The sequence below is a fragment of the Streptomyces sp. NPDC079167 genome, assembly GCF_040686735.1.
Taxonomy (GTDB): Bacteria; Actinomycetota; Actinomycetes; order Streptomycetales; family Streptomycetaceae; genus Streptomyces.
In genome coordinates, this window is the sequence record NZ_JBFBLO010000001.1 from 688,358 (window position 1) to 711,082 (window position 22,725).

Annotated in this window: 21 protein-coding genes; 10 read left to right on the forward strand and 11 right to left on the reverse strand. The window is 71.3% G+C overall.

Annotated elements, in window-relative coordinates:
- Positions 1-9 precede the first annotated feature (9 nt).
- Together AB0P41_RS03180 and iolC are read right to left on the reverse strand one after the other, a co-directional pair.
- The gene (locus AB0P41_RS03180) at positions 10-900 is read right to left on the reverse strand and encodes a deoxyribose-phosphate aldolase (protein WP_356708198.1); all 891 of its coding nucleotides are present in this window, start codon (positions 898-900) and stop codon (positions 10-12) included.
- Positions 897-1,970, reverse strand: coding sequence for a 5-dehydro-2-deoxygluconokinase (gene iolC / locus AB0P41_RS03185; protein WP_365929744.1), 1,074 nt, complete (start codon positions 1,968-1,970; stop codon positions 897-899). Before iolC ends, AB0P41_RS03180 begins: the two co-directional genes overlap by 4 nt.
- A 168-nt stretch (positions 1,971-2,138) precedes the next feature.
- On the opposite strand from iolC, the gene AB0P41_RS03190 reads away from it, so the two are divergent.
- Positions 2,139-3,065 carry a sugar phosphate isomerase/epimerase gene (locus tag AB0P41_RS03190; RefSeq protein WP_365929746.1) on the forward strand — a complete coding sequence of 309 codons (927 nt, stop codon included), beginning with the start codon at positions 2,139-2,141 and terminating at the stop codon, positions 3,063-3,065.
- Between the two features lie 169 nt (positions 3,066-3,234).
- On the forward strand, positions 3,235-3,426 hold the full coding sequence (locus tag AB0P41_RS03195; RefSeq protein WP_129263096.1) for a MerR family transcriptional regulator: 192 nt from the start codon (positions 3,235-3,237) through the stop codon (positions 3,424-3,426).
- A 19-nt stretch (positions 3,427-3,445) separates the two neighbouring features.
- Here AB0P41_RS03195 and AB0P41_RS03200 read toward each other — a convergent pair whose 3' ends face one another.
- Positions 3,446-4,495, reverse strand: a complete 1,050-nt coding sequence (locus tag AB0P41_RS03200) for a zinc-dependent alcohol dehydrogenase family protein (RefSeq protein ID WP_365929748.1) — start codon at positions 4,493-4,495, stop codon at positions 3,446-3,448.
- A gap of 218 nt (positions 4,496-4,713) precedes the next feature.
- Between AB0P41_RS03200 and AB0P41_RS03205 the strand changes: the two genes are divergently transcribed.
- Positions 4,714-5,019: a heavy-metal-associated domain-containing protein gene (locus tag AB0P41_RS03205; protein WP_356708206.1), complete on the forward strand. Its 306-nt coding sequence runs from the start codon at positions 4,714-4,716 to the stop codon at positions 5,017-5,019.
- 778 nt (positions 5,020-5,797) lie between these two features.
- On the opposite strand, the gene AB0P41_RS03210 is transcribed toward AB0P41_RS03205, so the two are convergent.
- Both AB0P41_RS03210 and AB0P41_RS03215 read right to left on the reverse strand, forming a co-directional pair.
- Positions 5,798-7,096 (reverse strand): citrate synthase, encoded by a 1,299-nt coding sequence (locus AB0P41_RS03210; protein WP_356708208.1) that lies wholly within the window; start codon positions 7,094-7,096, stop codon positions 5,798-5,800.
- 197 nt (positions 7,097-7,293) lie between these two features.
- Positions 7,294-9,525: an ATP-dependent RecD-like DNA helicase gene (locus AB0P41_RS03215; protein ID WP_365929751.1), complete on the reverse strand. Its 2,232-nt coding sequence runs from the start codon at positions 9,523-9,525 to the stop codon at positions 7,294-7,296.
- A 178-nt stretch (positions 9,526-9,703) separates the two neighbouring features.
- Here AB0P41_RS03215 and AB0P41_RS03220 point away from each other — a divergent pair, with 178 nt between their 5' ends.
- Both AB0P41_RS03220 and AB0P41_RS03225 read left to right on the forward strand, forming a co-directional pair.
- Entirely contained in the window at positions 9,704-11,134 is a 1,431-nt protein-coding gene (locus tag AB0P41_RS03220; RefSeq protein WP_365929753.1) for a hydrolase, read from the forward strand.
- Between the two features lie 246 nt (positions 11,135-11,380).
- The gene (locus AB0P41_RS03225) at positions 11,381-12,139 is read left to right on the forward strand and encodes a methyltransferase domain-containing protein (RefSeq protein WP_365929755.1); all 759 of its coding nucleotides are present in this window, start codon (positions 11,381-11,383) and stop codon (positions 12,137-12,139) included.
- A gap of 43 nt (positions 12,140-12,182) precedes the next feature.
- On the opposite strand, the gene AB0P41_RS03230 is transcribed toward AB0P41_RS03225, so the two are convergent.
- Complete coding sequence (locus AB0P41_RS03230; protein ID WP_365929756.1) at positions 12,183-12,590, reverse strand: RidA family protein; 408 nt, start codon at positions 12,588-12,590, stop codon at positions 12,183-12,185.
- A gap of 127 nt (positions 12,591-12,717) precedes the next feature.
- Between AB0P41_RS03230 and AB0P41_RS03235 the strand changes: the two genes are divergently transcribed.
- Positions 12,718-13,098, forward strand: a complete 381-nt coding sequence (locus AB0P41_RS03235; protein ID WP_365929757.1) for a helix-turn-helix domain-containing protein — start codon at positions 12,718-12,720, stop codon at positions 13,096-13,098.
- Positions 13,099-13,199: 101 nt separating this feature from the next.
- Here AB0P41_RS03235 and AB0P41_RS03240 read toward each other — a convergent pair whose 3' ends face one another.
- The 4 genes from AB0P41_RS03240 to AB0P41_RS03255 form a co-directional block, all read right to left on the reverse strand.
- Positions 13,200-15,137: a glycosyltransferase family A protein gene (locus tag AB0P41_RS03240; protein WP_365929759.1), complete on the reverse strand. Its 1,938-nt coding sequence runs from the start codon at positions 15,135-15,137 to the stop codon at positions 13,200-13,202.
- Between the two features lie 300 nt (positions 15,138-15,437).
- Positions 15,438-16,271, reverse strand: coding sequence for a sugar phosphate isomerase/epimerase family protein (locus AB0P41_RS03245; RefSeq protein ID WP_356708222.1), 834 nt, complete (start codon positions 16,269-16,271; stop codon positions 15,438-15,440).
- Positions 16,268-17,410 (reverse strand): dihydrodipicolinate synthase family protein, encoded by a 1,143-nt coding sequence (locus tag AB0P41_RS03250; RefSeq protein ID WP_365929761.1) that lies wholly within the window; start codon positions 17,408-17,410, stop codon positions 16,268-16,270. The genes AB0P41_RS03245 and AB0P41_RS03250 overlap by 4 nt, the downstream gene beginning before the upstream one ends.
- Positions 17,407-18,558, reverse strand: a complete 1,152-nt coding sequence (locus AB0P41_RS03255) for a Gfo/Idh/MocA family oxidoreductase (RefSeq protein ID WP_356708226.1) — start codon at positions 18,556-18,558, stop codon at positions 17,407-17,409. Before AB0P41_RS03255 ends, AB0P41_RS03250 begins: the two co-directional genes overlap by 4 nt.
- 108 nt (positions 18,559-18,666) lie before the next feature.
- Here AB0P41_RS03255 and AB0P41_RS03260 point away from each other — a divergent pair, with 108 nt between their 5' ends.
- Positions 18,667-19,734 carry a LacI family DNA-binding transcriptional regulator gene (locus AB0P41_RS03260; RefSeq protein WP_365929763.1) on the forward strand — a complete coding sequence of 356 codons (1,068 nt, stop codon included), beginning with the start codon at positions 18,667-18,669 and terminating at the stop codon, positions 19,732-19,734.
- Positions 19,735-19,800: 66 nt separating this feature from the next.
- The gene (locus tag AB0P41_RS03265; protein WP_356708230.1) at positions 19,801-20,589 is read left to right on the forward strand and encodes a sugar phosphate isomerase/epimerase family protein; all 789 of its coding nucleotides are present in this window, start codon (positions 19,801-19,803) and stop codon (positions 20,587-20,589) included.
- Position 20,590: 1 nt separating this feature from the next.
- On the opposite strand, the gene AB0P41_RS03270 is transcribed toward AB0P41_RS03265, so the two are convergent.
- Entirely contained in the window at positions 20,591-21,493 is a 903-nt protein-coding gene (locus AB0P41_RS03270; RefSeq protein ID WP_356708232.1) for an EamA family transporter, read from the reverse strand.
- Between the two features lie 98 nt (positions 21,494-21,591).
- Here AB0P41_RS03270 and AB0P41_RS03275 point away from each other — a divergent pair, with 98 nt between their 5' ends.
- Both AB0P41_RS03275 and AB0P41_RS03280 read left to right on the forward strand, forming a co-directional pair.
- Positions 21,592-22,509, forward strand: a complete 918-nt coding sequence (locus AB0P41_RS03275) for a LysR family transcriptional regulator (RefSeq protein WP_365929765.1) — start codon at positions 21,592-21,594, stop codon at positions 22,507-22,509.
- The gene (locus AB0P41_RS03280) at positions 22,506-22,688 is read left to right on the forward strand and encodes a hypothetical protein (RefSeq protein ID WP_365929766.1); all 183 of its coding nucleotides are present in this window, start codon (positions 22,506-22,508) and stop codon (positions 22,686-22,688) included. The genes AB0P41_RS03275 and AB0P41_RS03280 overlap by 4 nt, the downstream gene beginning before the upstream one ends.
- The last annotated feature ends 37 nt before the right edge of the window (positions 22,689-22,725 follow it).

A 22,725-nucleotide genomic window follows, 5' to 3' on the forward strand; every position in this document is an offset into this window, starting at 1 on the left:
CCGGCTCGTTCACAGCAGCCCCACGGCTGTGTCGACCGCCCCCGCCACGTCCCCGTCGGCGGGGTAGAGCAGCGAGCGCCCGACCACCAGCCCCTGGACGGTCGGCAGCCGCAGCGCGCCGCGCCATTTCTCGTACGCCGTGTCGGGGTCCCCCGTGACCTCGCCGCCGAGCAGCACGGCGGGGAGGGTCGAGGCGCGCATGACCCGCTCCATGTCGTCGGGGTCGTCGGTGACGGGGACCTTGAGCCAGGTGTACGCGGATGTCCCGCCCAGGCCGGAGGCGATGGCGATGGAGGTGGTGACGGCGGTGGCGCCCAGGTCGGTGCGGAGCCCGGCGGGGGTGCGGTGGCAGAGGAACGGCTCGATGAAGACCGGCAGCCGGAGGGCGGCCATCTCGTCCACGGCGCGGGCGGCGGTGTGCAGCGTGTCCAGGGAGCCGGGGTCGTCGTGGTCGATCCTCAGCAGGAGTTTGCCCGCGTCGTAGCCGTGGCGGGAGAGATCGGCGGGACGGTGGCCGGTGAAGCGGTCGTCGAGCTCGAAGGCGGCTCCCGCGAGCCCGCCGCGGTTCATGGAGCCGAGGACGACCTTGCTCTCCAGGGCACCGAGGAGGAGCAGGTCCTCCAGGACGTCCGCGCCGGCGAGCACTCCGTCGACGCCGGGGCGGGCGAGGGCGAGACAGAGGCGTTCGAGGAGGTCGAAGCGGTCCGCCATGGCCAGGTCGTCGTCGCCGACGGCGAGGGCTCCGCGGGCCGGGTGATCCGCCGCGATGATCATCAGGCGTCCGGTGGGGCCGAGGAGGGGGCGCCTGCCGCGGGCTGCTGCGGCCTCGGCGACGGCTTCGGGGCGGTGGGCGCGGAGCCGGACGAGATCGGCGACGCCGGCCGCGGCGGGCGGGGTCATGGGGTGGCCCCCGTGGGCCCTGCGACTCCCGGGGGTGCCGGGGTTCCCGGAGGTTCTGCAACTCCCGCGGTTTCCGTGGCCGCACCGGCCGTGCCCTCGGTGAGGGCACGCTCGACCTCGTGCGGGAACGGCATCGCTGACGAGCAGGCGAGGCGGGAGGCGACGATGGCCCCGGCCGCGTTGGCGTAGCGCATGATGTGCGCCGTGTCCCAGCCGGCGAGGAGGCCGTGGCAGAGGGCGCCGCCGAACGCGTCCCCGGCGCCCAGGCCGTTGACGACGTCGACGGGCAGGGGCGGGATCTCGGCGGTGGTGCCGTCGCGGTGGACGGCGAGGACGCCCTCGGGGCCCTGTTTGACGACGGCGAGTTCGGGCCCGGTGTCGAGCAGGGCGCGGGCGGCCGCGTGCGGTTCGCGTTCCCCCGTCGCGATCTCGCACTCGTCGAGGTTGCCGACGGCGACCGTGGCGTGGGCGAGTGCCTCGCGGTAGTGGGCGCGGGCGGCCCCGTCGTCCTCCTCGCCCCAGAACATGGGGCGCCAGTCGAGGTCGAAGACGGTGGCGCGCGGGTGTCCGTCCGCGCCCGGCGGGGCTGGCGTGCCGCGGGCGCGGAGCGCGGTGAGGGTCGCGGTGCGGCTGGGTTCGGCGCAGAGGCCGGTGCCGGTCATCCAGAAGACGCGGGCCGCCCGCACCGCGTCCAGGTCGAGCTCGTCGCTGTGGATCTCCAGGTCGGGCGCCTTGGGCTGCCGGTAGAAGTAGAGCGGGAAGTCGTCCGGCGGGAAGATCTCGCAGAAGGTCACCGGGGTCGGGTACTCCGCCACCGCGCCGACCCACCGGTCGTCCACCCCGAACTCCCCCAGCGCCTGGTGGAGATAGTCGCCGAACGCGTCCTGGCCGGTCCGGGTGATCACAGCCGTGCGCCGTCCCAGGCGGGCGGCCGCCACCGCCACGTTGGACGGGGAGCCGCCGAGGAACTTCCCGAAGGTCTCGACCTGGGCCAGCGGTACACCGGTCTGCAGCGGGTAGATGTCCACCCCGATCCGGCCCATGGTGATCACGTCGTACGGCTCAGGCATACGCATCCCTTCGACCCGGTGCTCCGGCCCGTCACGTCGTCCCGGGAGGCGGCCACGGCCGGACGGCCGCTCCCAGGTCTAGCCCTCGCCCGGAACCCTGTCAACACTTTGTCCGGACATTCGGACGAAGCCTTGACACCCCTTCCCGGGAACTGGAGGGTGGGCGATATGACCTCCTCCGTACCCCCTCCGGCCCGCATCCGCATCGGTTCGGCTCCCGATTCATGGGGAGTGTGGTTCCCCGACGATCCGCAGCAGGTGCCCTGGGAGCGATTCCTCGACGAGGTCTCCGAAGCGGGATACGAGTGGATCGAGCTCGGCCCCTACGGTTATCTGCCGACCGATCCCGCCCGGCTCGCGGACGAGACCGCACGCCGGAACCTCGCCGTCTCGGCGGGCACCGTCTTCACGGGATTGCACCACGGTCCGGCGGTCTGGGACCGCACCTGGGAGCATGTCGCCGGCATCGCGGCACTCACCCGGGCGATGGGCGCCGGGTACCTGGTGGTCATCCCGTCGTTCTGGCGGGACGACAAGTCGGGTGAGGTGCTGGAGGACCGCACGCTCACCGCCGCGCAGTGGCGCGACCTCACCACCCAGACGGAACGCCTGGCCCGCGAGGTCCGGGACCGGTACGGGCTGCGGATCGTGGTGCACCCGCACGCCGACACGCACATCGACAGCGAGGAGAACGTCAACCGCTTCCTCGACGCCACCGACCCCGACCTGGTCTCGCTCTGCCTCGACACCGGTCATTACGCGTACTGCGGCGGGGACAGCGTGAAGCTCATCAGGACCTACGGTGAGCGGATCGGCTATCTGCACCTCAAGCAGGTCGACCCGGAGGTGCTCGCGGACGTCGTGGCGAACGAGGTGCCGTTCGGTCCGGCCGTGGCGCGCGGCGTGATGTGCGAACCGCCTGGCGGGGTGCCCGCGCTGGAGCCCGTGCTGGACGCCGCGCGCGCCCTGGGCACCGACCTGTTCGCCATCGTCGAGCAGGACATGTACCCCTGCCCGCCCGACAAGCCGCTGCCCATCGCACGCCGCACCCGGGAGTTCCTCCGCATCTGCGGACCCGCGCGGCCGTCCTCCTGAGCTGCCTCTTCAGCCACTCGTTCCCCTCCCGCCACAGCAGTCACCTCTCTGTCACGTATGTCCGCGTTCCGCTGGGCCCCTGTCACGGGCTCGCGACACCCCCTGCCCGCACCCGGTCGCTCTCGTTCACCGGAACAGAGGCGCAGGGACGTACAGAGAGGTGTCATCCATGACGGACAGAACGCTCTGGTCGTACAAGGACATCGCGGCACACATCAGGGTCCAGCCGGACACGATCCGTTCGTATCGCAAGCACGGGCTTCTTCCGCCTCCCGACGACGTCAGGAACGGGAAGCCCTACTGGTACGTGGACACCGTCCTGGCGTGGATCGCGTCCCGGCCCAGCAACCGGGGCCGTTGAGCCGGCCGGACACGAACGCTCAGGCCGCCGCCGGTTCGATGATCGTGACGCCCGCTCCCGGGGCGGTGCCCATCGCGGCGAGGGCCGCCGGGGCGGCGTCCAGCGCGATGGTGGACGTCACCAGCAGATCCGGCCGCAGGGTGCCGGCCCGGACCAGGTCCATCATCGGCGGGTAGTCATGGGCGGCCATTCCGTGACTGCCGAGGATCTCCAGCTCCAGTGCGATCACCCGCGCCATGGGTACGACCGGATCACCGGCCGCCGGCGGCAGCAGCCCGACCTGGACATGGCGGCCCTGCCGGCGCAGGCTCCGCACCGAGGCGGCACAGGTGACCGGGGAACCCAGCGCGTCGAGCGACAGATGGGCGCCGCCGCCGGTCAGTTCGCGTACGGCCTCGTCGGCGCCGACGGGGTGGGCCGAGGCGTCCACACAGGCGGACGCGCCGAAGGCCCGCGCCAGCTCCAGGGCCTGCCGCGAGACATCGACCGCGACGACCCTGGCCCCGCACGCCACCGCGATCATCACGGCCGACAGCCCGACCCCGCCGCAGCCGTGCACGGCGACCCACTCCCCCGGCGCCACCCGCCCCTGTCCCACGACGGCGCGGAACGCGGTGGCGAAACGGCATCCGAGCCCGGCCGCCGTGGCGGACGACAGCCCTTCGGGCACCGCGACCAGATTGACGTCGGCCTGCTCCAGGGTCACGTACTCGGCGAAGGACCCCCAGTGGGTGAAACCCGGCTGGGTCTGCCGCTCACAGACCTGCTGGGCGCCGGCCGCGCAGGCGGAGCACCGGCCGCAGGCACAGACGAAGGGCACGGTGACCCGGTCGCCGGGGCGCCAGTTGTGCACGCCGGGGCCCACCTCCTCGACCACTCCTGCCAGTTCATGCCCCGGCACGTGCGGGAGGACGATGTCCGGGTCGTGCCCCATCCAGCCGTGCCAGTCGCTCCGGCACAGCCCCGTGGCCTCGACCCGGACCACGACGCCTCCGGCCGACGGGGCGGGGTCGGGGAGGTCCCGGACCTGGGCCTCCTGCCCGAACCGCTCGAACACCACTGCCCGCATCGCCCCGCCTCCCGTGCCCCGGCTCGCGCCGTGTCCCGCAGGGCCGGCGCCCGCGGTCCGGCGAATCTACGCCCCGGATCGGAACCCGCCGCAGACGAGGTCGCGTACGCTTTATACCCCCTAGGGGTATAGTGTCGGGAGAGGGGGCACACCGGGCTTCCCGGCGCCCCCTCGCGCCACAACCGTCACATATCTGCGCCTGCGAAGAGGAGAACGCCATGACCGCCGAAACCGACACGCCCCGGACCGCCGGCTCCTGCTGCTCGTCCACCGGTTCCTGCCACGACGGGGCGGCCGATGCCCAGGCGGGCGGCGTCACCACGGTGTTCGAGGTGAAGGGCATGACCTGCGGCCACTGCGAAGGCGCGGTCACCGAGGAGGTCTCCGGGATCGAGGGAGTCACCGCGGTGAAGGCGGAGGCCGCCACCGGCCGGGTGACCGTCACCTCCGCGGCGCCGCTGACCGACGACGCCGTACGCGCGGCCGTCGACGAGGCGGGGTACGAGCTCGTGGGCCGCGCCTGAGGGTCGGCACCCCCGCGACGCGGGCGGCCTCGTGCCGTTTCATGGAGATCTCAAGGTGGCCCCTGCCATCATCCGCCCCTTGAGGCGTACTCTGTGCACCATCGGAAGCAACCGCTTCCCGGCCTGCGGCCACCCTGTGGCCACTCCGCCGCTCACCACGTCATGGCTGGTCAGAGCCATATCCGGGGGTGCGGCAGAGGACGTCACCGACAGCCTCCGTCGTGACGGGCGGTCTGCGGTCGCACCCCTTCACACAATTTCTACAAAGAGACTTAGATCACACCGATTCGAGGGTAACCATCCGATGGGTTGGTGAGTCTAAGAGTGCGATGCCAAGGATGTCTTGGGGGACGTCCGACGGAGTGTCTTGGGGGACGCTCCGGGCAACGTGGCCGGGGCGCGTGCACCGGGGAGCTTTGAGCGGCCCTCCCGTGCGTACGTACCCCGGCAGTCGCACAGCAGGACCGAACTGAATACGCACCACCGGAAACAAGGGAGTTCAGGCTCCCGCGCAGACGCCCGGCCGGATCCCGTGGGGGGAATCCGCTCCGGGATATGGGAAGCGCCCCGTCCGTCGACCCGTGGGGGGATCGGCAGACGGGGCGCTTCTCGCATTCCGCGGCTTCACTGCTTCATAGCTTCGCTGCTTCCTGGCGCCGCCGCTCCACGGTGCGGAACGCCGAATCGCCCCGACACCGTGCTCGATGATCGAGCACGGCACACGGGGCGAAGGATGCCGGCCGGCGCGGCCGGGGTACTGCTGGTGTGTCCGGGAGCGTCAGCGGCCCTCGACCGGGACGAAGTCGCGCAGGACCTCGCCGGTGTAGATCTGGCGCGGGCGGCCGATGCGGGATCCCGGCTCCTTGATCATCTCGTGCCACTGGGCGATCCAGCCGGGAAGGCGGCCGAGCGCGAACAGCACGGTGAACATCTCGGTCGGGAAGCCCATGGCGCGGTAGATCAGGCCCGTGTAGAAGTCCACGTTGGGGTAGAGGTTGCGCGAGACGAAGTACTCGTCGGAGAGCGCGTGCTCCTCCAGCTTGAGCGCGATGTCGAGCAGCTCGTCGGACTTGCCGAGCGACGACAGCACGTCGTGGGCGGCGGCCTTGATGATCTTGGCGCGCGGGTCGAAGGACTTGTACACCCGGTGGCCGAAGCCCATCAGGCGGACGCCGTCCTCCTTGTTCTTCACCTTCTGGATGAAGGAGTCGACGTCGCCGCCGTTGGCCTGGATGCCCTCGAGCATCTCCAGCACCGACTGGTTGGCGCCGCCGTGCAGCGGGCCCCACAGGGCCGAGATGCCGGCGGAGATCGAGGCGAACATGTTCGCCTGCGAGGAGCCGACCAGTCGCACGGTGGAGGTCGAACAGTTCTGCTCGTGGTCCGCGTGCAGGATGAGCAGCTTCTCGAGCGCCGAGACGACGACCGGGTCCGGCACGTACTCCTGGGCCGGCACGGAGAACGTCATCCGCAGGAAGTTCTCGACGTAGCCGAGGTCGTTGCGCGGGTAGACGAACGGGTGACCGATCGACTTCTTGTACGCGTACGCCGCGATCGTCGGGAGCTTGGCCAGCAGCCGGATCGTCGAGAGGTGACGCTGCTCCTCGTCGAACGGGTTGTGGCTGTCCTGGTAGAAGGTGGACAGCGCACTGACGACCGAGGACAGCATGGCCATCGGGTGGGCGTCGCGCGGGAAGCCGTCGAAGAAACGCTTGACGTCCTCGTGCAGCAGCGTGTGCTGGGTGATCTCGTTCTTGAAGTCCGACAGCTCGTCGGCCTTGGGAAGGTCGCCGTTGATCAGCGTGTAGGCGACCTCGAGGAACGTCGAGCTCTCGGCGAGCTGCTCGATCGGGTAGCCGCGGTACCGCAGGATGCCCTGCTCGCCGTCGAGGTAGGTGATGGCGGATTTATAGGCGGCTGTGTTGCCGTATCCGCTGTCCAGCGTGACCAGGCCCGTATTGGCCCGGAGCTTCCCGATATCGAAGCCCTTGTCGCCGACGGTGCTGTCGATCACCGGGTAGGTGTACTCGTCATCGCCGTACCGCAGTACTACAGCGTTGTTGGTGTGCTCGCTCACGTCATCCCTCACCGACGTAGTGCCTCTTCTTCGAGGTGCCCTGACTGTCTCCACCCTCCCCCATTTGGCGCAGGAGAGTGCACTCGGGGTCGTCCATTGGACCTACCGACGGCACTGAGTGCCGCCAACTTGCCCATCCTGCCCCCTCCCGTCCGGTTCCGGAAGGGCTCAGTGATGTATCCCACCGTTTTGATCGATCATTTTTTCGGGAAGTCTTCCGACGCCTCGCCGCGGAGCCGGAAATCCAGTGCTGTGCAGCGCCTGCCTGCGGAAACCGTGCGGACGGCCTGGCCGATGGCCTTCCGGGAGCCGACCAGTACGACGAGCTTCCTGGCTCTGGTCACCGCGGTGTACAGCAGGTTCCGCTGGAGCATCATCCAGGCGCTGGTGGTGACCGGGATGACGACCGCCGGGTACTCGCTGCCCTGCGAACGGTGGATGGTCATCGCGTAGGCGTGGGCCAGTTCGTCCAGCTCGTCGAAGTCGTACGCGATCTCCTCGTCCTCGTCGGTGAGAACCGTCAGCTTCTGCTCGTCCGTGTCCAGACCGGTGACGACCCCGACCGTACCGTTGAAGACGCCGTTCTCGCCTTTGTCGTAATTGTTTCTGATCTGCGTCACTTTGTCCCCGACCCGGAAGACCCGGCCGCCGAACCGCTTCTCGGGCAGGCCGGGACGGCCCGGGGTGATGGCCTGCTGGAGCAGTCCGTTGAGGTGACCCGCACCCGCCGGGCCGCGGTGCATCGGGGCGAGGACCTGCACGTCACGGCGGGGGTTCAGGCCGAACCTGGCCGGGATGCGGCGGGCGGCGACATCCACCGCGAGCACTCCGGCGTCCTCCGTCTCGTCCTCCACGAACAGGAAGAAGTCGTCCAGCCCCTGGGTGAGCGGCGGCACCCCGGAGTTGATCCGGTGGGCGTTGGTGACGACACCGGACTTCTGGGCCTGCCGGAAGATGGTGGTCAGCCGGACCGCCGGGACCGGGCCGCCCTCGGCGAGCAGGTCCCGCAGCACCTCCCCCGCGCCGACCGAGGGCAGCTGGTCCACATCGCCGACCAGCAGGAGATGGGCACCGGGTGCCACCGCCTTGATCAGCTTGTTGGCGAGCAGCAGATCGAGCATCGACGCCTCGTCGACGACGACCAGATCGGCGTCCAGCGGCCGTTCACGGTCGTACGCCGCGTCCCCGCCGGGCTTCAGCTCCAGCAGCCGGTGCACGGTGGACGCCTCGGCGCCGGTCAGCTCGGAGAGCCGTTTGGCGGCCCGCCCGGTGGGGGCGGCGAGCACCACCTTGGCGTTCTTCGCGCGGGCCAGCTCGACGACGGAGCGGACGGTGAACGACTTCCCGCAGCCGGGGCCGCCGGTCAGCACGGCGACCTTCTCGGTGAGGGCGAGCCGGACGGCCGCCTCCTGCTCGGGCGCCAGCTTCGCTCCCGTGCGCCCGGAGAGCCAGGACAGCGCCTTGCCCCAGTCGACGTTCCCGAAGGCCGGCATCCGGTCCTCCGGCGTACGCAGCAGACGCCGCAACTGGGCGGCGAGGGAGATCTCGGCACGGTGGAAGGGGACGAGATACACGGCGGTGACCGGCTGCCCGTCCTCGGGGCCCGGCACCTTCTCCCGGACGACGCCCTCGGGATCCTCAGCGAGCTCCGCCAGACAGTCGATGACGAGGCCGGTGTCGACCTGGAGCAGCTTCACCCCGTCCGCGATCAGCCGCTCCTCGGGGAGGAAGCAGTGCCCCTGGTCGGTGGACTGCGACAGGGCGTACTGCAGCCCGGCCTTGACCCGCTCCGGGCTGTCGTGCGGGATCCCCACGGCCTGGGCGATGCGGTCGGCGGTGAGGAATCCGATGCCCCAGACGTCGGAGGCCAGCCGGTAGGGCTGGTTCCTCACCACGGAGATCGACGCGTCCTCGTACTTCTTGTAGATGCGGACGGCGATGGAGGTGGAGACACCGACGCTCTGGAGGAAGACCATGACCTCCTTGATCGCCTTCTGCTCCTCCCAGGCCGCGGCGATCATCTTCGTCCGCTTCGGACCGAGCCCGGGCACCTCGACGAGCCGCTTGGGCTCCTGCTCGATGACGTCCAGGGTGTCGACGCCGAAGTGGGTGGTGATCCGGTCGGCCATGACCGGCCCGATGCCCTTGATCAGGCCGGAGCCGAGGTAGCGGCGGATGCCCTGGATGGTGGCGGGCAGGATCGTCGTGTAGTTCTCGACGGTGAACTGCTTGCCGTACTGCGAGTGGGAGCTCCAACGCCCTTCCATCCGCAGCGACTCACCGGGCTGCGCGCCGAGCAGCGAGCCGACGACGGTGAGCAGGTCCCCTGCCCCGCGTCCCGTGTCGACGCGGGCGACCGTGTAGCCGTTCTCCTCGTTGGCGTACGTGATCCGCTCCAGGACGCCTTCGAGGACGGCGGTGTTGGACATGGCTCCGACGGTACCGGGCGGGTCCGACAGCACACCGGGGCCGCGTCCCCTGGGGCATGAGTCCGCCGGGCAGCTTCGCGAGGGCGGGGAGCGGGGGCACTCGGTGCCGCCTCTTCGGGCACCTGTTGTGCCCCATGGCTTCCTGACTCGGCACCATTGCCACGTTTAACGTCCGGGAGTGAGCCTCTGGACTTCCCTTGAGCCCGCCTCCACGACCGTGGACCCGGGTGGCAGTGCGACTGTGCGGCTGCGTCTGCGTAACACCGGTGACGTGGTGGAGGAGTACCGCTTCGAGGCGGTGGGCTCGCTCGCCCCCTGGACCGTCGTCGAGCCGCAGTCCCTGCGGTTGTATCCGGGGACGACGGGGTCGGTGGATCTGACGTTCGCTCCGCCGCGTACGCCGGACGCGACGGCGGGGCCGAATCCGTACGCGGTGCGGATCGTGCCGACGGAGCATCCGGATGCGACGACGGCCCCGGAGGGGAACGTCACCATCACTCCGTTCACGCAGGTGCGGGCGGAGTTGGTTCCGCCGACGGTGAAGGGCCGTTTCCGCGGCCGTCCGAAACTGGCCGTGGACAACCTGGGCAACACGAAGCTGACGGCTTCGGTGAGCGGCAGCGACAACGGCGATCAGCTGTCCTACGACATCCGTCCGGGCAGCGTGCAGATCGAGCCGGGCCGTGCGGCGTTCGTGAAGGCGACGCTGAGGCCACGGCAGATCATCTGGTTCGGGTCGGCGGAGCAGCGGCCGTACACGCTGGCCGTGCAGCGGTCGGGGGCGGCGCCGCTGGATGTGGAAGGCACGTACGTGCAGCGGGGTTTCCTGCCGCGCTGGCTGATGGCGTTCCTGAGTATCTTCCTGGCGCTGGCGGTCACGTTCGTGATGCTGTGGATCGCCTACAAGCCCCAGGTCCGCAGCACCGCCACCGAGAAGACCCAGGAAGCCGGCGTCAGCATGCTGCCGCCCTCCGCCTCACCGTCCGCCGGTGCGCCGAAGGCCCCGTCCGCCGAGGCCACGCCGCCGCCGTCCGCGGCGGTGACGGAGCAGCCCGGCGGAGCGGGGGCCGGAGGCGGCGGTTCCGAGAAGGAGGAAGAGGCCGAGGCCCCCGAGAGGACCGCGGCGACCGCCGTCCAGGAACTGGCCGTGGACGATCCGGGCGGACGGCACATCTGCTACCGGGTCCATGCGGCGGGCAAGGGGTGGACCGACGCCGTGTGCGACGGCGAAGCCGCGGGCGAGGCGGGCTCGGGGACGCCGCTCACGGCCGTGAACATCGCCGTGTCCGGCACCAAGGGCACGTCCGGTGGCGCCTACGTCGCCGACCCCGCGTCGACCGAGGGCAAGGGAAAATACTTCGATCCCTGGTCGAAGGCCGCCGACGGCATCGACAACTACGTCGGCAGCACCAAGAAGGACGCCCCGGACCTGATGGGCTTCTCGATCAGCGTCGACGCCGGCAAGGGCACCGTCTGCCAGTCCAGCTACGTCAACAACCACGACTGGCTCGACCTGGCGTGCGACAACCCCGGGGACGCGCTCGAGTTCACCTACGTCGGCACCCACGACAACAAGGAGTGGATCGAGGCGGTCAAGCTCAGGGTGTGATGCAGCCGTCCCGCGGCAACCGCGGCCTGCCGGCTCCGGGAAACATGTCCTGGCGCAGTCCGGATCACCCCCGTGCGGGCCTTCCAGGGGTGCGTGGAGCGGGGCGCGCACCGGAGTCGGGCCGAGGGGGTCCCCGCCCTGTCGGCGCAGCGCTCCGACGGCCGCAGGACCTCCCGCACATAGGCTCTGACCTGGCCTTATGTATGCGGCGGGCGTAAAATTCCCTCATCGGGAAGGGGGTTCCGGATGCTCCGGAACGTGCGCTCCGTCGAGGACGTACTGCAGCTCATGGACAGCCTGTTCGCACCTGAGGCCGACCGGTGGACCAGCGAGGCGGGTGGCTGGTGGGACGGGTTCTACGAGGACCGGTCGAAGCCGGTGCCGTTCTTCGTGGCGAAGCCCGACGAGAGCCTCGTCTCGTACGTGGAGAGGGGCCTGATCGCCCCTGGTCGGGCGCTCGATCTCGGGTGCGGTCCGGGGCGCAACGCGCTCTGGCTCTCCTCGCGCGGCTTCGAGGTGGACGCCGTCGATCTGTCGCCCGGCGCCATCGCCTGGGCGGAGGAACGGGCCCAGGAGGCAGGCGCGGACATCCGTTTCCGCTGCGGCGACGCGTTCGCCGAGGACGCGCCGGCCGGCCCGTACGACCTGATCTACGACTCGGGCTGTTTCCACCACCTGCCGCCGCACCGGCGCGTCAGCTATCTCCGGCTCGTGGAGCGGTCCCTGGCGCCCGGCGGGCATCTCGCCCTCAGCTGCTTCGCCTCCGGGGCGATGGGCTCCGAGCTGCCGGACGCCGAACTCTACGGCCGGGGAGGGCTGCAGGGCGGTCTCGCCTTCACCCCCGAATCCCTGCGCTGGATCTTCGAGGGGATGGAGGAGGTCGAACTGCGCCGGATGCGGGAGGAGCCGGCCGACTCCCCCCACTTCGGCAGGAACTTCCTCTGGTCCGCCCTCTTCAGGGGCGACGTGTCGTTGGGAGATCACGGACAGAATTCGGGCCGATAAAGGCAGTTGGGCTGTCCCCTACCTCCCGACGACGGACCCGCGGTCAGTCCAGGAAGGCTGTGGCTTCGATCTCCACCTGGTGGGCGGGGGTGTCCAGTGCCGCGACGCCGATGAGTGCCGCCGGCGGGGTCGCTGTGACACCGAGCTTCTCGGTGGCCCGGGAGATGCCCGCGAGGAGCAGGGGCATCTTGTCGGGGGTCCAGTCGACGACGTACACGGTCAGTCTCGTCACGTCGGCGAAGGAACCGCCGACGCCGGCCAGGGCGGTGCCGACGTTCAGGTAGCACTGTTCGACCTGGGCGGTGAGGTCGCCTTCGCCGACGGTGACGCCGTCGGCGTCCCAGGCGACCTGGCCGGCGACGGAGACCAGCCTGGAACCGGTCGCGACCGACACCTGGTGGTAGATGCCGGTCTCCGGCAGTCCCGTGGGGTTCGTCAGGGTGATGGCCATGCTGTCCGCCTCCTTGCCGCGCGGCCCCGACGGGGCGACGCGCGCTCTCTTGTGGTTACTGGGAAACCGTAGGAGAGTGAGGGCTGACGTGGAAGAACGCACTTTTCGGTGACAGGGGAACCTGAAGGTGACCAAGCAGTTCAGTGGCTCCATCGAGGAGCAGGCGGATCTGAGGCGCGCGGACTCGCTGGCGCGGGAGATCTTCTCCGACGTCGCCAACAAGTGGGCGCTCCTGATCATCGAGGCCCTGGGCGCCCGCACCCTGCGCTTCAGTGAGCTGCGGAGCGCGGTCGAGGGCATCAGTCACAAGATGCTCACCCAGAACCTGCGCATGCTGGAGCGCAACGGCCTGGTCGAGCGGACCGTGTATCCCACGGTCCCGCCGAAGGTGGAGTACACCCTGACCGAGCCGGGCCAGGGGCTGCGGAAGACGGTCGACGTGATGTGCGAATGGACCCACCGGAACCTCGGGCACATCGAGGCGGCCCGGAGTGGCTTCGACGGCTGAGGCGGCCTGCGCCGGGGCCGGGCTCACCGCCCGGCCCGGCGGGTCGCGGCGCCGCTCCCGCGAGCGCCCGGCCCGGCGCCGGGCCCGGCACCGATGCCGGCTCAGCCCGACCGGCCCAGCCGTCGCCGTACGCGCCGGACCCGGCGGTTGTCGGCGACCGTGTCGAGGATCCGGCGTCCGGCGCCGGCCTCGTACGCCGGGCCCTCCAGCCGGAGCAGGCCGCCACCGCGGACCACGGCGTACGCGACCGGCGCGTCGGCCTTCGGCAGGGTGACCGGGTGGCGTCCGTCAGGGAGCTTCAGGCGGGCGGGCAGACGCAACACCGCCGTGGGCCCGTCGGCGGCCGGGACCACTTCGGCGGTGACCGTCAGGGCGGACACGGTGACCTTGACGGGAGCCGGGTCTCCCGGGCCCGCCGCCACGTACGGCAGCGGGAGCGACCGCCCGCCGCGTACGGCGTTGGCCGCGGCGGCACCGGCCGTGTCGGGGCCGAACCTCCGCAGGCGCTGGTCGATGTCGAGGGCGAGCTGGCCGACACCGGCGGTCCGGTACGGGAGCGCCAGCCGGCCGCCGGTCAGCGCCGGGCCCGCGGCCGGTCCGCCCGGGGTGCCCTGGCCGGTCACGCGGACCATCCGGTCGATGCCCAGCAGTTGGACGAACGCCCACACGTCGTAGACCCCGCGCTCCAGCCGCCGTCCGCCGGCCAGTGACCGCGGGTCGAGGCGGAGCCGCCCGGAGGCGACGAGCCGGGAGCGGCCCTCCCCCAGGGGCTGGAGCCGGACTTCGAGGTCGCCGTCCGGGTACCACCAGTCCTCGCGGTCGCGGTCCTTGACGACCAGTTCCGCGTACGCCATCCGGAGCGGATCGCGGACCTCGAATCCGTCCTCCGCCCCCGGTACGCCGGTCAGCAGCTCCGGGTCGAGCCACCACGTCCCGTCGCGTTCGGTCAGGACGAGCGGTTCACCGTCGCCGCGCAGCAGTTCCAGCGTGACGTCGGCGACGAGGCAGCCGTCCCGCCAGTGCGGTGCGCCGAGTTCGCTGCGGGCGGTCACGGTGCGGACGTGCTCCGCGAACGCGACCGCTCCGGCGAAGTCGCCGCGTTCCAGCAGGCCGGCCCGCACCCCGCTCACCGCGGGCAGTCCACGCCGCACGGCGGGCGGGAACTCCTCCAGCGCCACCTCGCGGGCCGTCTCGAACCGCTGGCGCTGCTCGGCCGGGTCCTCCCGCAGGATCTCGGGCTCGCGGGCCCTGGACAGGACCTCGACGTGGTAGAGCCGGTGCAGGAGCCGGTTCTGCAGGGCGTCGACGTCGTCGGAGGGGCTGGTGCCGTCCTTGACCTGCCCGATGACGGTACGGAGGTTGGGCCAGAACCCGTGCCGGGGGTTGAACCGGTGGCGGGTGTTGTTCCCGCCGTCGTCCCGCTTCATCCAGTAGTAACAGGGGTAGTCGGCCAGGACCGAGATGCGTTCCGCCTTCAGGTAGGCGGCGGTGACGAAGGCCAGGTCCTCCATGATCCACGGGCCCTCGGGGAAGCGCAGCCCGTGCTGCTCGACGAAGGCCCGCCGGAACATCTTGTGCGGTGACATGCTCTGCATGAGCTCGTCGTTCTCGATCGTGCAGCTGTCCAGCGTGTACCGGAACAGCCTCCGGGGCCGCACCATCGTGCTGGACATCTTGCCGATCACCACGTCGGCCCGGTTGCGCGTCGCGTGCTCGTACAGCCGCTCCAGGGCCTCGGGGCCAAGCTTGTCGTCGTGGTCGACGAACTGCACGTACTCGCCCCTGGCGTGCTTCATGCCGAGGTTGCGCGGCGCGCCCGGCCAACCGGAGTTGGGCTGGGTGTGCACCTGGACGTGGTCGTGCCCGGCCGCCAGCTTCTCCAGCCGTGCCAGGGTGTCGTCCGTGGAGCCGTCGTCGACGTAGATGACCTCGTACTCGTCGGCCGGAAGGCTCTGCCCGAGCAGCGACGGGGCGCACTCGTCGACGTATTTCCCGGTGTTGTACACGGGGACGATCACGCTGACTTTGACTCTCGGCATTCCACGGACCTTCACGTTGGCGGGCTCGGGGCATCCGAACCCTTACTCACCGGGCCCGGACGGCGAGGGGACGAAACCCTGATCCGGTCCACGGAACCGTCCGGACGGCTCACGGACGGCTCATGCAAGCGGAATGGGGCCCGGCCCACAGGCCGGACCCCCCTCGCTTTCCCCCTCCGTCGGGCTTCCCGATCCCCCCGGACCCCTCCCCGGAAGTCCCGACGCTGAGTACGACCGGGCAAGGTACGTAAAGGTTGCACGCCTTGACGATCTCTTTACCTTCGAGTCGTCCACCCGCTCTCAGCAGGCGTGTTCCAGGTACCGGGCGGCGACTTCGGCGATCACTTCGGCTCCGTCGCGGGCCCATAGCTCCTCGTTGAAGATCTCGACCTCGATCGGTCCGTCGAAGCCGGTCGCCTCGACCTGCCGGCGCATCGCTCGGAAGTCCACGCTCCCGTCGCCCAGTTGGCCGCGGCCGACCAGAACGCCCGCCGGAAGCGGAGTGATCCAGTCGGCCAGCTGGAAGGAGTGGATCCGGCCGCCCGCGCCCGCCCGGGCGATCTGCGCGGGCACCTGGTCGTCCCACCAGATGTGGTATGCGTCCACGACCACCCCGACCTGCTCGGCCGGGAAGCGCTCGGCGATGTCCAGGGCCTGGGACAGGGTGGAGACGACGCAGCGGTCCGAGGCGAACATCGGGTGGAGCGGCTCGATCGCGAGGCGGACTCCGCGCTCGGCGGCGTACGGGGCGAGCTCGCCCAGCGCGTCGGCGATGCGCTCCCGGGCGGCGTACAGGTCCTTCTCCCCTTCGGGGAGCCCGCCGGAGACCAGGACGAGGGTGTCGGTGTCCACGCCCGCCGCCTCGTCGACCGCCGCGCGGTTGTCGTCCAGCGCGCGGGCGCGTCCGGCGGGGTCCGTGGCGGTGAGGAAGCCGCCGCGGCAGAGGCTGGTGACGGTGAGGCCGGCGTCCCTCATCAGCTGCCCTGCCCGCTCGACGCCGTACGCCTGAACCGGGGCGCGCCACAGGCCGACCTGGCCGATGCCCGCCTTGGCGCAGCCCTCGACGAGCTCCGGCAGGGACAGCTGCCGGACCGTCTCCTGGTTGATGGACAGGCGGGAGAGTTCACTGCTCATCGGCTTCCTCCGTGGACGGTCAGCAGCGCGCGCATCCGGGCCTCGGCCAGCTCGGGGTCCGGGAACAGGCCGAGGCGGTCGGCCAGTTCGTACGCCTTCGCCAGGTGCGGCAGCGAGCGGGCGGACTGCATGCCTCCGACCATCGTGAAGTGGTCCTGGTGGCCCGCCAGCCAGGCGAGGAACACGACGCCCGTCTTGTAGAAGCGGGTCGGGGCCTCGAACAGATGGCGCGACAGCTCGACCGTGGGGTCCAGGAGGGCCCGGAAGCCCTCGGTGTCACCGGTGTCCAGGGCGCGCACCGCGTGGGCGGCCAGCGGGCCGAGCGGGTCGAAGATCCCGAGCAGGGCGTGGCTGAAGCCCCGGTCGTCGCCCGCGATCAGCTCGGGGTAGTTGAAGTCGTCGCCGGTGTAGCAGCGCACCCCGCCGGGCAGACGGCGCCGTACGTCGATCTCGCGCTCGGCGTCCAGGAGCGAGATCTTGATGCCGTCGACCTTGTCCGGGTGTTCCGCGATGACCTTGAGGAAGGTGTCCGTGGCGGCGTCGAGGTCCGCGCTGCCCCAGTAGCCCTCCAGTGCCGGGTCGAACATGGGGCCGAGCCAGTGCAGGACGACGGGCTCCGTGGCCTGGCGCAGGAGATGGGCGTACGTCTCCAGGTAGTCCTCGGGGCCCTGCGCGGCGGCGGCCAGCGCGCGGGAGGCCATCAGGATGGCCTGGGCGCCGCTCTCCTCGACCAGGGCGAGCTGCTCCTCGTACGCGGCGCGCACCTCGGGCAGGGTGGCGGGGCCGGTGAGCTGGTCGGTGCCGACGCCGCAGGCGATCCGGCCGCCGACCGTCTTCGCCTCGGCGGACGACCGGCGGATCAGCTCCGCGGCGCCCGCCCAGTCCAGGCCCATGCCGCGCTGTGCGGTGTCCATGGCCTCGGCGACGCCCAGGCCGTGCGACCAGAGGTGGCGGCGGAAGGCGAGGGTGGCGTCCCAGTCGACGGCGGCGGGGTCGTCGGGGCTGATGTCGGCGCCCGGGTCGGCGACGACGTGGGCGGCGGAGAAGACCGTGCGGGAGGCGAGCGGAGTCCCGGTGGGGACCAGGTCGAGCGGGGTGGCCCGGGGCTCGTAGAGCCCCTGCGGGAGGTGGATGGTCACAGGGTCAGCTCCGGCACGTCGAAGCGGCGGCCCTCGGCCGAGGACTTGAGGCCGAGCTCGGCGAGCTGGACGCCCCGGGCGCCGGCCATCAGGTCCCAGGTGTAGGGCTCGTCGAGGACGATGTGGCGCAGGAAGAGCTCCCACTGGGCCTTGAAGCCGTTGTCGAACTCGGCGTTGTCGGGGACCTCCTGCCACTGGTCGCGGAAGGACTCGGTGACCGGCAGGTCGGGGTTCCAGACCGGCTTGGGGGTGGCCGAGCGGTGCTGGACACGGCAGTTACGCAGGCCCGCGACGGCGGAGCCGTGGGTGCCGTCGACCTGGAACTCGACGAGTTCGTCGCGGTTGACGCGGACCGCCCAGGAGGAGTTGATCTGGGCGACGGCGCCGCCGGCCAGCTGGAAGGTGCCGTACGCGGCGTCGTCGGCGGTGGCGGCGTAGGGCTTGCCCTGCTCGTCCCAGCGCTGCGGGATGTGCGTCTGCACATGGGCCGAGACGCTGGTGACCTGGCCGAACAGCTCGTGCAGGACGTACTCCCAGTGCGGGAACATGTCGACGACGATGCCGCCGCCGTCCTCCGCGCGGTAGTTCCAGGAGGGGCGCTGGGCCTCCTGCCAGTCCCCTTCGAAGACCCAGTAGCCGAACTCGCCGCGCACGGAGAGGATCTCCCCGAAGAAGCCGCCGTCGATGAGGCGCTTCAGCTTGAGCAGGCCCGGGAGGAAGATCTTGTCCTGGACGACGCCGTGCTTGATGCCGGCGTCGCGGGCGAGGCGGGCCAGTTCGAGCGCGCCCTCGACATCGGTCGCGGTGGGCTTCTCGGTGTAGATGTGCTTGCCGGCCGCGATCGCCTTCTTGATCGCCTCCACACGGGCGGAGGTGACCTGGGCGTCGAAGTAGATGTCGACCGTCTCGTCGGCGAGCACCGCGTCCAGGTCCGTCGACCACTCGGTGAGGCCGTGCTGCTCGGCGAGCGCCTCCAGGGCGTGGGCGCGGCGGCCGACGAGCACGGGCTCGGGCCACAGCACCTCGCCGTCACCGAGGTCGAGGCCGCCCTGCTCGCGGATCGCGAGGATCGAGCGCACCAGGTGCTGCCGGTACCCCATGCGTCCCGTGACGCCGTTCATGGCGATGCGCACTGTCCTGCGTGTCACGAAAGTTCCTCCATACAGCCGTAGCAAGCGCTTTCTATGCGGTATGACGCTAGCCTGCCGACAGTGGCCCGGACAAGGGGGCCGCTCCACAACTCCTCAAGGAGAGCGATGACAGTCACCCTGGCGGACGTAGCGGCCCGCGCCCGGGTGTCCCCGGCCACCGTGTCCCGCGTCCTGAACGGCAACTACCCGGTGGCCTCGTCCACCCGGGAGCGGGTCCTGCGCGCGGTGGACGATCTGGACTACGTACTGAACGGCCCGGCCAGCTCGCTCGCCGCCGCCACCTCCGACCTGGTGGGCATCCTGGTCAACGACATCGCCGACCCGTTCTTCGGCATCATGGCCGGAGCGGCGCAGAGCGAGATCGGCGGTCCGGGCGACGGAACCGGCCGGGCGGGCGGCGAGAAGCTCGCCGTCGTGTGCAACACGGGCGGCTCCCCGGGGCGCGAACTCACCTACCTCACCCTGCTGCAGCGGCAGCGCGCCGCGGCCGTCGTCCTGACCGGCGGCGCGCTGGAGGACCCGGCGCACCAGGCCGCGATGGCGGTGAAACTGGCCAAGCTCGCGGACGCCGGCACCCGGATCGTCTTCTGCGGACGCCCCCCGCTGCCGGGCACCGACGCGGTGGTCGCCGCACTGACCTTCGACAACCGGGGCGGCGCCAGGCGCCTCACCAAGCACCTGATCGCCCTGGGCCACCGGCGGATCGGCTACGTCGCAGGGCCGTTGGAACGCACCACGACCCGGCACCGGCTGGAGGGGCACCGCGAGGCCATGAAGGCGGCGGGGCTGTACGGGGACGAGGAGAGCGTCACCGTCCACGGCCCGTACGACCGGAGTTCCGGCTACGACGCCACCCTCGAACTCCTGCGCAGGGAACCGGACGTGACGGCGGTCGTCGCCGCCAACGACACCGTGGCACTCGGTGCCTGTGCGGCGGTCCGGGAGCGCGGGCTCCGCATCCCCGAGGACATCTCGGTGGCCGGATTCGACGATCTGCCGTTCTCCGTGGACGCCGTACCCGCCCTGACGACCGTCCGGCTGCCGCTGTTCGAGGCGGGGGCGCGGGCCGGCCGGCTGGCGATGGGCAAGGAGGCACCTCCGGCGGGAGGCACGGCGACGATCGCGGCGGAGCTCATGGAACGCGGATCGACGGCGCCGCCCCGGACGGGATGAGGAATCTCCCCGGCGAACACGGGCACGGGTACGGATACGGGTCGCACCGATGAAAGGACAGACACCTTGAAGCTCGCTTTCTCCACCCTCGGAGTTCCGGGGATGCCCGTGGCGGACGTGGTGCGGCTCGCCGCCGGGAACGGCTACCAGGGGGTGGAGCTGCGCGCCCATCCCGAGGAGCCGGTCCACCCCGGCCTGACCTCGCTCGAACGGGCCGCCGTCGCCGAGGAGTTCAAGCGCGGAGGGGTCGAGATCCTCACCGTCGCCGGGTATGTGCGCGTAGCCGCCGAAGGTGAGGACGAGCCGGTGATCGCCGCACTCGCCGAGCTGGTGGAGCTGGCGCGCGACCTCGGCGCGGCCAACGTCCGGGTGTTCCCCGGCGGCGGGGACCAGGACCCCGCGGAGGCCGACGCGATCGCCGCGCGGCGCCTGGGGGCCGCCGCGCCGCACGCCGCCGACCTGGGCGTACGCATCCTGCTGGAGACCCATGACTCGCACCGCGCCGGCGCCGACGTGGCCCGGGTCGTGGGCACCGTCGGACACGGGCGGATCGGCGCGATCTGGGACGTCATGCACACCTGGCTGGCCGGTGAGGAACCGGTGGCCAGCCATGCGGTGCTGGCCCCGCACCTGGGATACGTACAGGTGAAGGACATCGCCTCCGCCGAGGACACCGCGCCGCTCGCCCTCGGCGCCGGGGTGCTGCCGCTGAAGGCGTGCCTTGACACGCTGGACCCGGACAGTTGGGTCTGCTGGGAGTACGAGAAGCGCTGGTACGCCGGCGCCGCGGACCTGCCGGACCTGCTGGCGGCGGGCCGGGAGCACATCCTGCGGCTCGGCGCGCCCAAGCAGTAACTCAGACACGCGCTTCCTCGACCGCCGGCAGCGGCGGTGCGCCGGCGCGACGGGGCCGTGCGAGCGAGGTCAGCGCCACTCCCCCGACCAGCAGCGCCGCCGCGCACCACCGGAGGGGGCTGACCGTCTCGCCGAGGAGGAGCGCGGCCGAGGACATCCCGAAGACGGGCACGAGCAGGGTGAACGGGGCCACGGACGAGGCCGGGTGGTGGCGGAGCAGGAAGCCCCAGGCCGCGAAGCCGAAGACGGTGGAGATCCAGGCGACGTAGACGACGGTGCCGACGCCGCTCCAGTCGAGCGAGGCCAGGGCCTCGGCGTCACGTTCCCAGCCCTCGAAGACCAGGGAGAGGCCGAGCAGGGGCAGCACCGGCACGGTCGAGACCCACACCATGAAGTTGAGGGAGTCCGGCGGCGCCGCCCTGCGGGTGATCACGTTGGAGACCCCCCAGCAGGCCGCCGCCAGGATCACCAGCACGAAGGCGAGCACGGGCCCGGAAGCCCCCTCGTCGACGGCGGCCACGCCTATGCCGGCGAGCGCGACACCCATGCCCAGGATCCGCGTCCTGCCGGGCCGTTCGGACAGGACCAGGGCCGCGAACAGGGCGGTGAAAACGGCCTGGACCTGGAGGACGAGGGAGGAGAGACCGGCGGGCATCCCACGGTCCATCCCGATGAAGAGCAGCCCGAACTTGGCCACCCCCAGGGCGAGGCCCACCCCGATGACGTACTTCCACGCCACCGTGGGCCTGCCGACGAGGAACACGGCGGGCAGGGCGGCGACGAGGAAGCGCAGGGCGGAGAAGAGCAGGGGCGGGAAGTGGGCGAGACCCAGCTCGATGACGACGAAGTTCACGCCCCAGACGGCGGCGACCAGCGCGGCCAGGGCGATGTGGAGGGGACGCATGGACCGAGCATCCGATGCCAGGACCATGTAGCACCAGCGCGGATTTCTTCATGGTTGGATTGAGGACCGCTAACGTTTCCGCTCGCCCGGAGGCCCCGGTGCTCGACCTGTCCCGGCTGCGCGCCCTGCACGCCGTCTCCGTCCACGGCTCGGTCGCGGGGGCCGCCGCCGCTCTCGGCTACACCGCCTCGGCGGTCTCCCAGCAGATCACCAAGCTGGAGCGGGAAACCCGTACGACCCTGCTCGAAAGACGGGGGCGCGGGGTGGCGCTCACCGAGGACGCCCTTCATCTCGCCGCCACCGCCCAGCAGTTGCTGGCAATCGTGGAGCAGGCGGAGACGACGCTGGAGCAGCGAAGGGGGCAGCCGACGGGGCGGCTTTCCATCGCGGCGTTCGCCTCGGCGGCGCGCGGGCTGCTGCCCGGGGTGCTGGCGGAGCTGGCACGGGACCACCCGGCACTGGACGCGCGGCTCACCGAGGTCGACCCGCACCTCTCGGTCGACCTGGTGGCGAAAGGCGTGGTCGATCTCGCGGTCGCCCACGACTGGGACATCAGCCCGCTCCCCGCACCGGAGGGCGTCGCGCAGGCGGTGCTCGGGGACGACCGGTGCGACCTGCTGGTACCGGAGGGACACCCGCTCGCCGGCCGGGACGCGGTGCGGCGGGAGGAACTGGCCAAGGAGCGGTGGGTGTGCCAGCCGCCCGGCACGGTGTGCCACGACTGGCTCGTACGGACCCTGCGGGCGGCGGGGTACGAGCCGGACATCCGGCACCGGGCGGAGGAGAACCACACCCAGCTGGCCCTGGTGGCGGCCGGGCTCGGCGTGGCGATGATCCCCCGGCTGGGGCGGGGCCCGCTGCCGCCGGGCGTGGTCGCGGTGCGGCTGGATCCCGTACCGGTGCGGCGGCTGTACGCGCTGTGGCGTACGGAGGCGGCACGGCGGCCCGCGATCATCGCGGCGGTGTCGGTGCTGCGGGCGGCGTCCGGCTGTCCTCACTCGGTCTCGCCCCGATGACCTGCCCCCTCAGCGGTGCGGCCATCGCCGCCTGGGGGGCTCAGCCGGTGTTCACCGTCAGCGCCGCTTTCGTGGCGCCCGGCGCTCTCGTCGGGTTCGGCACGCGGTCGTTGCGGTGCGCCGAACTGCCGAGGGCGGGGCCGTCCGAGGCGGTGCCGTCGGGCCCGGCCGGTGGCTGAGGGCCCCCCGTCCGCCCTCATTGCCGGGCATGTCCGC